General features: G+C 60.8%; 13 protein-coding genes. 9 read left to right on the top strand and 4 right to left on the bottom strand.

The window, feature by feature from the left end; translation table 11 throughout:
* Window positions 1-25: 25 nt before the first annotated feature.
* The 9 genes from K663_RS03815 to K663_RS03855 all read left to right on the top strand — a co-directional run bounded on the left by K663_RS03815 (window position 26) and on the right by K663_RS03855 (window position 9,971).
* Window positions 26-985: an Mrp/NBP35 family ATP-binding protein gene (locus K663_RS03815; RefSeq protein ID WP_062114286.1), complete on the top strand. Its 960-nt coding sequence runs from the start codon at window positions 26-28 to the stop codon at window positions 983-985.
* Between the two features lie 70 nt (window positions 986-1,055).
* Window positions 1,056-1,481 (top strand): CoA-binding protein, encoded by a 426-nt coding sequence (locus tag K663_RS03820; RefSeq protein ID WP_062120266.1) that lies wholly within the window; start codon window positions 1,056-1,058, stop codon window positions 1,479-1,481.
* Window positions 1,482-1,520: 39 nt separating this feature from the next.
* Entirely contained in the window at window positions 1,521-3,797 is a 2,277-nt protein-coding gene (locus K663_RS03825; protein ID WP_062114289.1) for a molybdopterin cofactor-binding domain-containing protein, read from the top strand.
* A gap of 8 nt (window positions 3,798-3,805) precedes the next feature.
* Window positions 3,806-4,804 (top strand): ferrochelatase, encoded by a 999-nt coding sequence (hemH, locus tag K663_RS03830; RefSeq protein ID WP_062114292.1) that lies wholly within the window; start codon window positions 3,806-3,808, stop codon window positions 4,802-4,804.
* A gap of 1 nt (window position 4,805) precedes the next feature.
* Window positions 4,806-5,528 (top strand): acetoacetyl-CoA reductase, encoded by a 723-nt coding sequence (gene phbB / locus K663_RS03835; protein ID WP_062114295.1) that lies wholly within the window; start codon window positions 4,806-4,808, stop codon window positions 5,526-5,528.
* The gene (locus K663_RS03840) at window positions 5,528-5,815 is read left to right on the top strand and encodes a ribbon-helix-helix domain-containing protein (RefSeq protein ID WP_062114298.1); all 288 of its coding nucleotides are present in this window, start codon (window positions 5,528-5,530) and stop codon (window positions 5,813-5,815) included. Before phbB ends, K663_RS03840 begins: the two co-directional genes overlap by 1 nt.
* 66 nt (window positions 5,816-5,881) lie before the next feature.
* The gene (locus tag K663_RS03845; protein WP_062114301.1) at window positions 5,882-8,308 is read left to right on the top strand and encodes a TonB-dependent receptor; all 2,427 of its coding nucleotides are present in this window, start codon (window positions 5,882-5,884) and stop codon (window positions 8,306-8,308) included.
* A gap of 191 nt (window positions 8,309-8,499) precedes the next feature.
* A complete protein-coding gene (locus K663_RS03850) occupies window positions 8,500-9,234 on the top strand; it encodes an energy transducer TonB (RefSeq protein WP_235589510.1) in 735 nt (244 codons plus the stop codon).
* 53 nt (window positions 9,235-9,287) lie between these two features.
* Window positions 9,288-9,971 carry a Fe2+-dependent dioxygenase gene (locus tag K663_RS03855; protein WP_062120270.1) on the top strand — a complete coding sequence of 228 codons (684 nt, stop codon included), beginning with the start codon at window positions 9,288-9,290 and terminating at the stop codon, window positions 9,969-9,971.
* Window positions 9,972-9,985: 14 nt separating this feature from the next.
* Here K663_RS03855 and K663_RS03860 read toward each other — a convergent pair whose 3' ends face one another.
* From K663_RS03860 to K663_RS03875, 4 genes are all read right to left on the bottom strand, one after another.
* Window positions 9,986-10,858, bottom strand: a complete 873-nt coding sequence (locus tag K663_RS03860) for an FAD:protein FMN transferase (protein ID WP_062114307.1) — start codon at window positions 10,856-10,858, stop codon at window positions 9,986-9,988.
* Between the two features lie 95 nt (window positions 10,859-10,953).
* Window positions 10,954-11,817, bottom strand: a complete 864-nt coding sequence (locus tag K663_RS03865; RefSeq protein WP_062114311.1) for a DUF4198 domain-containing protein — start codon at window positions 11,815-11,817, stop codon at window positions 10,954-10,956.
* Between the two features lie 12 nt (window positions 11,818-11,829).
* Window positions 11,830-12,354: a DUF2271 domain-containing protein gene (locus K663_RS03870; protein ID WP_062114314.1), complete on the bottom strand. Its 525-nt coding sequence runs from the start codon at window positions 12,352-12,354 to the stop codon at window positions 11,830-11,832.
* Between the two features lie 18 nt (window positions 12,355-12,372).
* A complete protein-coding gene (locus tag K663_RS03875) occupies window positions 12,373-13,011 on the bottom strand; it encodes a PepSY-associated TM helix domain-containing protein (RefSeq protein ID WP_062114318.1) in 639 nt (212 codons plus the stop codon).
* Window positions 13,012-13,218 lie beyond the last annotated feature (207 nt).

Consider the following 13,218-nt stretch of genomic DNA (forward strand, 5'->3'; position numbering starts at 1 on the left):
CGATTATTGCCTAGGAGGCGCTCTCATGACCGATCTTGAGAGTTTTGCCGCCCGCCTGAAGTCGCTCACAGATGGTCGCGCCAGCGCGCCTCGTGTGAAGGACGGAATTATGAACCTGGCGCTGGACGTTGGCGGCCTGCCTGCTGAGCGCCGCGACGCTGTCGCGGCTGCAATCCGAGAAGGCGGCATGTTGGTGCCGGGCGTGAAGGATGTGCGCATCGCCATGACGGCCGAACGCAAGCCTCTCAGGATCATCGCTGTGGCGTCAGGAAAGGGAGGCGTCGGCAAATCCACCCTGTCGGCCAATCTTGCCGTCGCGCTTAAGCGTCTGGGTTTCGCCGTGGGGCTGGTCGATGCCGATATATACGGACCATCGCAGGCCCGGTTAATGGCCAGCGAGGATAGGAAGCCGCAGGCGCGCGAGAAACAGCTGGTTCCGGTCGATAGCCCGCTTGGCATCCCAATGCTGTCGATGGCGCATCTGGTTGAGCCAGGCAAGGCGCTCGCCTGGCGAGGTCCCATGGCCGGCAACGCGCTGTCGCAACTCATCGACGCAGACTGGGGCGATGCTGAACTGCTGGTGGTGGATATGCCTCCGGGCACCGGGGACGTTCAACTGTCCATGGTGCAAAAGCATAAGCCCGCAGGCGCGGTCATCGTCTCGACCCCGCAGGATCTGGCGTTGATCGACGCCACCCGCGCAGTCAGCCTCTTTGAACAAACGCAGGTGCCGTTGATCGGGCTGGTCGAAAACATGGCGGGATATAGCTGCCCTCATTGCGGTGAAATCTCCGACCCCTTCGGCACGGGCGGGGCGGAAGCCGCCGGATCAGCCATGGGCATGCCCTTCCTCGGACGCATCCCCCTTGCCATCGACATACGGCGACGGTCGGACGCAGGTGATCCTCCTGCTTCCGGCGACGACGCTTCGGGGCAGGCTTTCCTTGCAATCGCGGAAAAGGTAGCTGCCTGGTTACGGGCATGAACCAAGGCCGATGGAACGGTTTGAAGGCGCCCCGCGTCTTTGCCGTATCTGCCATTGATGGAGCATGCTGATGCCGCTGGAACAGTCACAGGACATTATCGACCTGCTTCAGGAAACGCGCACGATTGCTTTGGTTGGCATTTCGGACCGGCCCAGCTATCGCGTGATGAAGTTTCTCCAGAACCACGGCTATCGCGTTCTACCGGTCAATCCCCAGATCGCGGGCGAACATGTTCATGGAGAATTTGTCTGGGGGCGGTTGGCGGATATCGGCGTGCCCATCGACATGGTGGATATTTTCCGGCGTAGTGAGGCTGCGGGAGACGCGGTGGACGAAGCCATTGCGGCGGGGGTCAAGGCCGTCTGGATGCAATTGGGCGTGATCAACGACGCGGCGGCATCGCGCGCAGAGGCAGCCGGGGTCAAGGTGGTGATGGATCGCTGTCCGGCAATCGACATCCCCCGTTTCAACATCCTGCCCGTACGCGCGGATTAACGCTTTTCAGCCGCCTCAAGCGCCTTTATCAGCATTTGAATGGGGCGCGCACCGCGAAAGGCGGCAGACCGGATAGAACGACTAAATGGTGTCGATCGGCGCACGCTGCTGGTCGGCGCGGGGGCGTCGGCAGGTCTGCTGCTGGCATGGGGCATATGGCCGCGCACATACCGCCCCAACCTGAACGCCGCGGCGGGGGAGACGGTCGTCAACGCCTTCCTCAAGATCGACAATGTCGGGCGTATCACCGTCATCGTCCCGCAAGCCGAGATGGGCCAGGGCGTGACCACGCTGTTGCCCCAGATCCTCGCCGACGAATTGGGCGCGGACTGGCGAACCGTCGGCGTGCAAAGCGCGCCTATAAGCCCGCTCTACGCCAACACATTGCTGGCAAAGCAGTGGCTGGCCAGCGACTGGTCGCGCCTGGCAGGTGGCGCAGGCAATTGGGCTATCGACCAATATGCGACGCGCCGGGCGCTGATGCTGACGGGCTCTGGGACATCGGTGCCGATGTTCCACGACGCCTACAAGGAAGCGGGGGCTGCGGCCCGCGTGCTTTTGTGTAAGGCCGCAGCGGCGCGATGGGATCTGCCCTGGGAAAGCTGTGACATCTCCAACGGCATAATATCCGATGGTGGCCAACGGACCCTGAAGATTGGGGAGGTGGCGGCTGAAGCAGCAGATTTCGACTTGCCGGAAATTTTGCCGTTTCGGCAGGGGCAGGCCGACAGGCTTGCCGGACGAGACCTGCCCCGGCTCGACACCCCATCCAAAATCGATGGTAGTCATAATTTCGCAGCCGACATCCGCTTGCCCGACATGCTGTTCGCGTCCATCCGCCAGGGACCGATTGGTGATGCCGTGCTTGCGAAAGTTAACGAACAGGCGGCAAAGTCGGTAACCGGTTTCCTGAAGCTGGTGCGGAATGAGCGCTGGGTCGCTGCGGTCGCGACCAATTGGTGGGCGGCGAACAAGGCGCTGGACCTGAGCGACCCCGTCTTCGAATTGAGGGGCGCGCCGGTCAGCAGCGCGAGCATCGACGCCGCACTCGAAGGAGCCTTTTCAGGATCGGCGGGGCAACGACTCTACTCTCAAGGCGATCTTGAACCTTCGTTCGACAACGCCACCATCCTAGCCAGCGAGTTCACTGTCGCGCCGGGCCTGCATCTGGCGCTGGAACCGATGTGTGCGACCGCCCGGGTCAGCGACCACAGCGTGGAGATATGGATGCCCACGCAGGCGCCCGCGCTTGCCCGGGCGGCGATTGCCGAGGCGCTCGATGTGGGGGAAGGCAGCGTAACACTTTATCCGCTCCACGCCGGAGGATCCTTCGGCCGCAAGATGGACTTTGAGTCAGGCGTCCAGGCGGCGCTGATCGCCAAGGAAATGGAGCGCCCTGTCCAGTTGCTCTGGTCCAGGCTGGAGGACGTCGTCCAGGACCGCCCCAGCGCCCCGGCGCACGCCCGGATGGCGGCGAAGCTCGGTCGCAACGGCGCCATCGAAGGCTGGCTGGCGAAGGTCGCGGCCCCCTGCGCCATGACGCAGACATGGGATCGGATCGCGCTTGGCAAGTTACCGCATGAAGCGCCCCGGGATTCTGCCCGAACTTCCACGCGCCTTGCGGTGGCGGGGATGGAGCTTCCCTATGCGTTGCCAAATTGGGCGGTGGATCATTATCCGGCCGATATCGGTCTTCCGCTCGGCTTTGCGCGCGCCAACGCTCATCTTCACGGCGCCTTTTTCACGGAGAGCTTTATCGATGAGCTCGCGCATCAAGCGGGCATCGAAGCGCTATCTTTCCGTATTCAGATGCTGGGCGGCAATTCACGTCTGGCGCACTGCCTGACCACCGTTGGCGCGATGGGTGGCTGGCAGGGTGGCATAGAAGGAAGTGGCCAGGGGCTGGCGGTGCATGTGATGAACGGCGCCTATGCAGCCGTAATGGTCGAAGCGGCTCTGGACGGCGGGAAGCTCAGCGTGGGAAGGATCGTTGCGGCCGTAGATGGTGGCGAACAGGTCAACCCAGACATAGCGCGGCAGCAGGTGGAAAGCGGCCTGATCTATGGGCTGGCCCTGGCGATGGGCGCCTCGGTTCCCTATGCCAACTCCATGCCAACTCGCGCAATATTGCGGCGCATGGACCTGCCGCGCCTTGCTGACATCGGCGAAGTGACGGTCGAATTGATTCGCAGCACGGGCGCTCCAGCGGGACTTGGCGACATTGGCGCTCCTCCGGTAGCCCCGGCCATCGCCAATGCGCTTTTCACCGTCACCGGGCAGCGCTTCCGCCATCTGCCAATCCTGTCTCGGACATAGCATCGAATATGCGAAACATCGGCATTCTCCTCATCAATCTGGGCACGCCCGATGCGCCGAACGCTTCGGCTGTGCGAAGATACCTGGGAGAATTCCTTTCCGACAAGCGCGTCGTGGAGATCCCCCAACTGCTATGGCAGCCGATATTGCGTGGACCGATCCTGCTGACGCGGCCTGCCAAGTCGGCGCGAGCCTATCAAGAGGTCTGGATGGAGGGTGGATCTCCACTGGCTGTTCATACGCGCGAAACGGCGACCAAGTTACAGGCGTTGGTCGGTCCCGATGTCGCGGTCGATTGGGCCATGCGCTACGGGAATCCGTCAATCGCGGAGAGGTTGAGCGCGATGATCGCCGCCGGATGTGAACGCATTTTGCTGGCGCCGCTCTATCCGCAATATTGTGCAGCCACGACCGCTACCGCCCTGGACGCCTGTTATGCCGCGCTTGCCGGTTTGCGCGCCCAGCCGGCGATCCGGACCCTGCCCCCTTATTATGCGGATGCCGCCTATATAGAAGCCCTGCGCAGTTCGACCGAACGTCAATTGGCCGCACTGGATTTCAACCCGGACCTGCTTCTCGCCAGTTTCCACGGGATGCCCGATCGAACTCGCCAGCTGGGTGACCCCTATTATGAGCAGTGCCTAGCCACTGCGAAGCTGCTGCAGGATGCGTTGGGCAGGGAAGTGCGCGTGTCATTTCAATCCCGTTTCGGACGGGCGAAATGGCTTGGCCCGGCAACCGACGAAACATTGCGGGCGTTGCCTTCGCGAGGCGTGAAGTCGGTCGCCATTCTCACGCCGGGCTTTTCGGCGGACTGCCTGGAAACCCTGGAAGAAATCGCCATGCGCGGCCGCGATGACTTTTTGGCGGCAGGGGGTAATAAATTTGCCCATTTTAGCTGTTTGAACGCTTCTGCAGAGGCTATGCTTCTCTACCGAAATCTTGTCGGCCGCGAACTGGCGGGATGGCTGGAAAATAACTTCGTCCAATTACCCAGGGGAGGCTGATATGAACAGAGTTGCGATCGTCACGGGCGGAACGCGCGGCATCGGCGAAGCGATCAGCGTTGCACTCAAGGAATTGGGTTGTAAAGTGGCTGCCAATTACGGGGGCAACGACGAAAGGGCCCGCGCCTTCACCGACAGGACTGGTATCCCGGCCTTTCGCTGGGATGTGGGTGATCACCAGGCTTGTCTAGACGGTTGTGCATCAGTGGCCGATCAGCTGGGCGCTGTTGATATCGTCGTGAACAATGCCGGGATCACGCGCGACGGCGTTTTGTCCAAGATGAGCTTTGAAGACTGGAATGAGGTAATGCGCATCAATCTGGGCGGTTGCTTCAATATGGCAAAGGCAACCTTCGGCGGAATGCGTGATAGGGGTTGGGGACGTATCGTCAACATCGGGTCGATCAATGGCCAGGCCGGACAATATGGGCAGGTCAATTATGCCGCCGCCAAGTCGGGCATCCATGGGTTCACCAAGGCTCTGGCGCAGGAAGGCGCGAAATATGGCGTGACTGTCAACGCCATCGCCCCCGGCTATATCGACACGGATATGGTTGCTGCGGTGCCTGCGCCCGTGCTGGAAAAAATCGTCGCCAAGATTCCAGTCGGTCGCTTGGGCTATGCCAAAGAAATTGCACGCGGCGTGGCGTTCTTCTGTAATGACGATGCGGGCTTCGTGACGGGCAGCACCCTGTCGATCAACGGCGGCCAACACATGTATTGATGGACGCCGATATTCCTGCAAACCTGACTTCGGGTCGGAGGGCGAAGTCGCCCTTCGGCCCACCGGTCAAACGCAGTGTGACGATTGCGGGGCACCAAACCGCGATCAGTCTGGAGCCCATTTTCTGGGAAGCGTTGCAAAATGAGGCTGGTCGGCTGAACCTGCCGCTCAACGCGCTGGTTGCACGCATTGATCTAGACCGAATGTCAGCAGATCCCGCTCCCAACCTTGCCAGCGCCATCCGCTGCTGGCTGTTTGCAGGGAAAGGTAAGAATTATTCGCAATAGCGTTGACTCTGCGAACTACTATCAATAGCAGGCCCCATCAGACAACGAGAAAGGGGTTTCTGTTCCATGTCGAGTTCTAAGTCGGCGCCGTTTCTGGCGCTAAGCTGTGTGGGCGCGCTGGCATTCGCTTCCACTGCGCATGGCCAGGAGGTATCGGGCCCGAAGCTCGGCGGAATGACTGTCACAGATACCGCCATCGACGCATCTGAAGTGAAAGTGGAGCGGGCGGAGTCACCTAAATATGTCCGGCCTCTTCTGGATACGCCACAGACGGTCACGGTAATCAACAAGGAGACAATCCAGCAACAGAACCTGCTCACCCTCCGGGATGTGCTGTCGACTGTCCCCGGGATCACTTTCGGCGCTGGTGAGGGGGGCTTCGGCTATGGCGATCGCATCATCTTGCGCGGACAAGATGCCAAGAATGACGTCACCGTCGATGGTGTGCGTTCCGGCGCGTTTCTCAACCGCAATGAGGTCTACAATATTGAGCAGGTTGAGATTACCAACGGTGCGAACTCGGTCATGAACGGCGGCGGGTCGGTGGCGGGGACGATCAACCTCGTGACCAAGCGACCGCTCGCGGACGACCAGACGATCCTGAACGCAGGTATCGGCACTGACAATTATTACCGCGCAACCGTGGATGCCAACAAGCGCATAAACGACTTGATCGCGGTCCGCATCAACGCCGTCTATCATGAAAATGATGTGCCAGGCCGCGATGTCGAATATTATAAGCGTTGGGGCATCGCTCCCGCCATCACCCTGGGCATAGATGGCCCGACCAGCTTGACGATCCAGGCCGAGCATTTGGACGATGAAGCGATGCCGCAATATGGTATGCGTTATTATCCCGCGCAGGGCGGCATCCTCGATGAATTTGATCGTTCGGGCTATTACGGCTTTGCCAATGTCGATCGTCAGGACAGCAAGACCAATTCGCTTCAGGCGATTTTCAGCCATGCGTTCACCGACAACCTGAAGGTTCGCAACCTCACTCGCTATGAGCATATCCGCCAGAACACGATAACCAGTCAGCCGAGCGGCGATTTCTGCCTCTCTTCGGGCCTCCAGCCCGACGGCAGTGCGTGCGCGGCCACCGTGGCACCGGGCTATTACATGCCCAATCGCGGCAATGGCCGCGGTAATACGCGCTTCATCAGCAACGAGACGGCTTATAATCAGATCGATCTCAGCGCCGATTTCGCGACTGGCGGCATCGAACATACACTGGTGTTGGGGGCCTCCGCTCTTTGGGAGAAGTATAACCAACTCGGTGGCAACAGCCTTCGGGAGGCGGACGGCACCAATCCGTTCGCGACAGCCTATCCGCTCGTCAGCATTTCCAATCCCGGCGAGGTAGTCCAAGGCCCGGCAGGCTTCGTCTATGGCAGCAACAACTATGTCGGCCCCATCAACTTCATCCGTTCATCGCGGAACCTGGGCGAGCAGACCAGCTATGCCGCCTATCTGTTCGACGCGATGAAGCTGACCGACTGGATCGAACTCAATGGTGGCATACGCTACGAAAAGGTGAAGGGCAGCAACAGGACGGTCAGCTTTGACACGGATGCGGGGTCCGCCACGCTGGGAGATCCTACGGAAGTCACAGACCCGACCCGGATCGACGACAATCTGTTCTCTTATCGTGTCGGATTGGTCGTGAAGCCGACGCCGAACACCAGCGTCTATGTCGCCTACGGCAACTCCAAGCTCCCGTCCAAGGCCTCGGTCGATGGGTCCTGCACGGCGGACAACGAGTTCGGCGGCAGCGGCACCTGTAATGTTAAGCCTGAAACGACCAAAAACTATGAAATAGGCGCCAAGGCAGACCTGTTCGATGCGAAGTTGCTGCTGACAGCGGCGCTGTTCCGCAACGATCGCAACCAGATCAAGGTTCTGTCAGGAGATCCGCTATTGCCCGATCGGGCAGCCGATGGCTTCCAGCGTGTCGAAGGCATTTCTCTTGGCGCATCCGGGAACATTACAAGCAATTGGACGATCTCGGCCAACTACATGTACCTCAAGAGCAAGATCAAACAGGGCGTGTCTGATTTCTGTCTGGACAATCCCGGTGCGACCAGCCCTGGGGCGGGAGACTGCGCCAATAGCACCGCTTTCCCAGATCCAACGCGGGGCTATGCGCTCACCAATACGCCCAAGCATTCAGGCAGCCTTTTCACCACCTATCGCTTCGATTTCGGCCTGGAGTTGGGTTACGGCATCACTTACCAGGGCAAGTTCCTGCTGAACCAGTCAACGCTGGCGCAGCTCACTGCGGGTACGTACACAGCCTACTATGTACCCAGCTACACAATTCATCGGTTCATGGCGAACTATCCCATCACCGAGAAACTGACGGCGCAGCTCAACGTCCAGAATTTCACTAATGAGAAATATGTGACAACGGTGCGCAACAACGTGAATAACAGCTGGGCGCAGCCCGCGCCGACGCGGTCGGCGGTATTGAGCTTGAACTACGCGTTCTAATCAGGAATCCCCCGGCCTTTGTCCCAGGCCGGGGAAATGGGCGAGCGGCGGTATACCTCCTCCTCGGGCTGCTGCTCGCCCACCTCTCACCCAAATTGCAATTGTATCGCATTATGAATCGCGCTATTTCTCGTGCACCGGCGCGGCAGCCAGAAGGGGATTGGTGGATGCTTCGTGCAATGGACAGGATTATGGATGAGGCCGTCGATGCCCTCCTGCCTTCCAGCGTCGTAGAACCCATCCGGACAGTTGCTCGTCCCGCCAAAGTCTCTGCCGCTTGTCGCTACGGTGAAAGCAATTCGCCTAACTGGTACGTCATTGCGCTTATCCTTGTTGTGCACGCGTTGCTGATTGCTGCGATCATGCATGTGCGCCATCAGAGACAGAGACCAGAGGAAGCGCACCTGACGGTCCTCAATCTGACACAGCCCGTGCCTCCGCCGGCAGAAGAAACACCTCCGCCGCCCCCTTCCCAACCTCAAGTGGCCGCACCCATCCCGGTCGTCCGGGTTCCGGCGCCGGCCCCTCAGATCTCGACCACCCCGACGCCTCCAACTGTAACGGTCAATCCGCCATCGGTGGCCGCCCCGGCGCCAGTTGTTGCCATGGCCGCGCCGGTTCCATCCGGCATCATCCAAGGCGGCGACCTCAGCACACAGATGATATCCGGGAAGCCGCCTCGATATCCGCTCGAGAGCCGGCGTAAGCGGGAGCAGGGCACGGTCGTTCTTGCACTCACGCTGGGCTTTGATGGCGCAGTGGAAACGCTGACTGTCGCGCGGAGCAGTGGTTATTCCCGGCTCGATGACGCAGCCAAGGATGCTGTCCGCCGCTGGCGTTGGCGCCCCATGATTCAGCAGGGGCAGGCCGTGAAGGTCAAGGGTATCGTTGAAATTCCCTTTGTTCTGCAGGTCAGTGCTGCCTGATGCAGGTCCGGCACGCGGCGAATTAGTGCTGACGGCCGTTTTGGAGACGCATGATGTTGACCGTCATTCCTGACCTGCTTGATACCGCCACTGTACGCAAGATTCGCTTGTTGATTGATACGGCGCAGTGGGTCGATGGCAATGTGACTTCAGGTCATCAGTCGGCGCTGGCTAAGCGGAATATGCAACTGCCCGAAGACGCACCACAGGCGCAGCAGGCGGGGCAGATCATTCTGGATGCGCTGGGCAAGTCACCGCTGTTCATCGCTGCCGCACTGCCGCTCAAGATCTTTCCACCGCTGTTCAACAGCTATGCGGGGGGGCAGGCCTTTGGTGTTCATGTGGATAATGCGGTGCGGATACAGGCGGGCACGGGTTTCCGTGTCCGATCAGATCTTTCGATAACGGTCTTCCTTGAAGGTCCGGAACTGTACCAGGGCGGAGAGCTGACCATCGAAACCAATTTCGGTGTACAACAGGTGAAGCTGCCGGCCGGGCACGCAGTGCTGTATCCCTCATCATCGTTGCACCGCGTGGAACCGGTTATCAGCGGCAGGCGAGTGGCGAGCTTTTTCTGGTTGCAGTCGATGGTTCGGGACGATGCAGCCCGGCAGATGCTTTTTGACCTCGATAGCAGTGTGCAGGCCTTGGCGGCCGATCTTGGTCACGACAACGCGCAGGTGATCCGGCTGACGGGAGTATATCATAATCTGCTGCGGCGGTGGGGGGACGCCTGACCCGACCCCCATCCCTAGTCCAGCATCGCCGCCATGGCGGGCGTCATGAATTCCTGGGCACCTCGAGGAGCGCGAAGAACGAGACGGGCGCAGAGATTTTCGCTGGCGGCAAGCGCCATGCCGCGGCTGGGACCCGCTATGGTGATGGCGGTTGCCCAAGCATCCGCAAGCATCGCCTCCTCGTGCAGTACGGTGACCGACGCAACATCATTGTCGATCGGACTGCCGGTGGCTGGATCGATGCTGTGTGACAGGGTTTCGCCGCCCTCTTCCCTGAAGCGGCGATAATCTCCTGAGGTCGCGACCGCGAGATTGCACAGGGCGATACGCAGGGTGGGGACGGTAACGCCGGGGGGTGCTTCCACATCAACCCACCACGGTTGCAGATCAGGGCGAATGCCTTCGCCGCGCAGTTCGCCGCCAATCTCCACGAGAAAGGTGGCTGTGCCCAGATCGCGAAGGGCTTGTGCAACCGCATCGACGGCAAAGCCTTTGGCTATGCCTGAAAAGTCCAGTGTCACATCAGCGAGGCGGCGCGCTTTGTCGCCATCGATTTCAATCGCTGTCCATGGGGTGGGATGGCTCGGCACGGTCGTCGGGCCGGTGATACCGGACGCGCCAAAGCCCCATCGTTCAATCAAGCGGCCAATTGCGGGGTCAAAGGCACCACCCGACAGGCGGGCAACATCGAGCCCTGCCTTGAGGACCTTCATCATATCAGGTGGCAGGGCGACCCAAGTGCCCACCGGCAGAGCATTGAAGCGGCTGATGTCGGACTGCGGCTCCCAATTGCTCATCTGCGCTATAACGCCGGCAAGCACATCGCCGATGACCGCGGCGCAGCCGGATGGTGCATCGACAATTCGGGCCGACCAGCTGGTGCCCATGGTCGGCCCGGACAGTTCAGTGACAATGCCCCTCCGGTGTCGCCCGGCGACGGAGCCAGGCGACAGATCGGCGGGGATCGCTATGCGGATGTCGTTCAGGGCGCCAGCACTTCGAGCGTGGTGACGTAGGAAGCGCGGCGCTGCGGTGGACCGGCGGGCCGTTCCGACTGCGCCATTCCCGCGCCGTGCTGGCTGGCGGGTTCGCTACCTTCACGCCTGCCACCGGTGCTGGCATTAAGCCAATACATGCCCGGTTGCGCCCAGTTTATGGAGAGTTTGCCGTCGTTGCCAGTGACAAGATCCTGCTGGCCCAGCGCATCACGATAGCGGATGCCGCCCGGAATGACTGTGACCTTAAGGCCATCTGCGGGCTTGCCGTCGAGCAGAAACTGGAAGGTTGCCGATTCGCCGGAAACAAGGTCGTTTGGATGGGTGATGGGGACCATCTCTATGCCAACGCCGGTCGGCTTGAAGATGGTGGTCGTGGGGGCACCCAGGGTAAGGAATATCTCGTTCCGGTTCGTGGCTTCGCTGGTATGGACATTGGTAGCGCCCGCCGGGATCGCAGCGGTCAGATTGTCTTTGGTGGTGCTGCGCGGCAGGCGTTTCACTTCGCCGTTCAGCGTGTAGCTCCCCATGACGTTGGTAGTGACGCTGGCGAGGCGATAGGTGCCTGGTTGCGTCAGATGCACGTCAAAGGTCGAGCGATACTTTCCGATCGCCGCATTCTCGATCTTGCCTGGCGAGCCATCTGGTTGCGTCACCGCGACGTTATCGGTGCGCATTGGCACATGTTCGAAATAGAAGAGGTCGTTGGACACGGCAGCGTCAACCGTGACCCAGCTTTCCGTACCCGACAGCGTGGTCGAGGATGGGAGCATCCATTGGCGGTGCGCCTGCGCGGTTCCCGAAGCCATCAGGGCGGCGAATGCGCCTGCGATCAGATATTTGGAGTGCATGGATAGTCCCCTTTATTTGCCGACGGTGAGGCTGACGGTTCCCAATTCGGTGCTGCCCTTGGTGCGCAGCGTCGCGCCGGGCTTGGATGGCCAGCTGAACGGCAGCCGGAGCAGTTCGCGGCCGCCGACTTCGCGTGCCGCCTCTACCACAAGAGTGTAATTGCCGGGCGTCAGTCGATTCAGCGGGGCCTTGCCGGCGGTGAAGGCGACTTTCTGTTCACCTGGCGCGCGGGTTGCGCCGGTGATGCCGTCGGCGGGCAGGTTCATGGAACGGCCGGATACTCGCCACCATTGGCGGATGTCGCGCAGCCATTTGGCGCCTTCGCCCTTGGCCTTGTCGACATCATACCAGACCGACAGCGTGCGCGGCGCGGATCCTTCCTTTTCCAGCCAGATGGCGACATAGGGGCGGTGATATTCGGCGACCGAGAGGCGCGGGATTGTGACGCTGACATTCAGCGTCTGGGCGGATGCTGGAATTGTCGCTGCGCCGAGCGCGGCGCCGCTTCCGAGGATGATTTTATAGCCGTTGTGCATGGCTGGTTTCCCCCTGAATTAATGAATGAAAACGATAATTAAAGCGGCTGGGATGGCGAAGCCCAGGCCGACCATGGGCCAGGTGCTGGGGCGCTTGGCGGCGTGGAGCTGGAGGAGGAGCAGGCCGGTCATTGCGAATAGGAAACAAGCGACCGCGAAGATGTCGATGAACCATTTCCAGGCGGCGCCGGTGTTGCGGCCCTTGTGCAGGTCGTTGAGGTAGCTGATCCAGCCCCTGCTGGTGCTTTCGCTGGTCATCTGGCCGCTATGCCGGTCGATGGACACCCAGCCATCGCCGCCTGGCCGAGGCAAAGCGAGATAGATTTCGTCGGCGGACCATTCCGCTTCACCGGTCGCGCGGGAGCCGGTTTCGCGTTCCACCCATGCAGCGATGGAGGCGGGCAGCGGCTTTTTGCTGTCGGCAGCGCCGTCCGGCGCGATCCGGCGGAGCAAGGGCGCGGGCAGGACCGCGCTCTTTTCAACCGTCTGCGGCGAAGCCTCCACATCGGCGGCGTGGTTGAGGGTTATGCCAGTGAAGGCGAAGAGCAGCAGGCCGATGAGGCTGATCGCCGAACTGATCCAGTGCCAGCTATGCAGCTGCTTCAGCCAGAAGGCCTTCTTCTTTTTCTTTGGCTGGACGCTGACGGGGGCGTGCATGGAGGAGGATCGGTCCTGAAAGTGGAGGCTTCGCATAACGCGAACGACTCGCAATTGCAAACCGCGTTGGGGAGAAAATTGTATCAATATGTAGCGCGGGAAGATGGCGGGAGAGGGCGCGACCTGTCATCCTGCGGGTCGCGCTGTGGTGCCTGAGATCCCAGCTTGCGTGGGGATGACGGGAGACGTGAACCGGCGCGACGGCGG

Origin of the sequence: Sphingobium sp. MI1205, assembly GCF_001563285.1 — a bacterium.
In the GTDB taxonomy this organism is placed as follows: Bacteria; Pseudomonadota; Alphaproteobacteria; order Sphingomonadales; family Sphingomonadaceae; genus Sphingobium.

Coding starts and splice junctions, on each gene's coding strand:
- K663_RS03850 (WP_235589510.1), top strand. CDS start 8,500: ATGGATGAGGCCGTCGATGCCCTCCTGCCTTCCAGCGTCGTAGAACCC.
- K663_RS03825 (WP_062114289.1), top strand. CDS start 1,521: ATGGGGCGCGCACCGCGAAAGGCGGCAGACCGGATAGAACGACTAAAT.
- phbB (WP_062114295.1), top strand. CDS start 4,806: ATGAACAGAGTTGCGATCGTCACGGGCGGAACGCGCGGCATCGGCGAA.
- K663_RS03855 (WP_062120270.1), top strand. CDS start 9,288: ATGTTGACCGTCATTCCTGACCTGCTTGATACCGCCACTGTACGCAAG.
- hemH (WP_062114292.1), top strand. CDS start 3,806: ATGCGAAACATCGGCATTCTCCTCATCAATCTGGGCACGCCCGATGCG.
- K663_RS03870 (WP_062114314.1), bottom strand. CDS start 12,354: ATGCACAACGGCTATAAAATCATCCTCGGAAGCGGCGCCGCGCTCGGC.
- K663_RS03875 (WP_062114318.1), bottom strand. CDS start 13,011: ATGCACGCCCCCGTCAGCGTCCAGCCAAAGAAAAAGAAGAAGGCCTTC.
- K663_RS03815 (WP_062114286.1), top strand. CDS start 26: ATGACCGATCTTGAGAGTTTTGCCGCCCGCCTGAAGTCGCTCACAGAT.
- K663_RS03845 (WP_062114301.1), top strand. CDS start 5,882: ATGTCGAGTTCTAAGTCGGCGCCGTTTCTGGCGCTAAGCTGTGTGGGC.
- K663_RS03860 (WP_062114307.1), bottom strand. CDS start 10,858: ATGGGCACCAGCTGGTCGGCCCGAATTGTCGATGCACCATCCGGCTGC.
- K663_RS03820 (WP_062120266.1), top strand. CDS start 1,056: ATGCCGCTGGAACAGTCACAGGACATTATCGACCTGCTTCAGGAAACG.
- K663_RS03865 (WP_062114311.1), bottom strand. CDS start 11,817: ATGCACTCCAAATATCTGATCGCAGGCGCATTCGCCGCCCTGATGGCT.
- K663_RS03840 (WP_062114298.1), top strand. CDS start 5,528: ATGGACGCCGATATTCCTGCAAACCTGACTTCGGGTCGGAGGGCGAAG.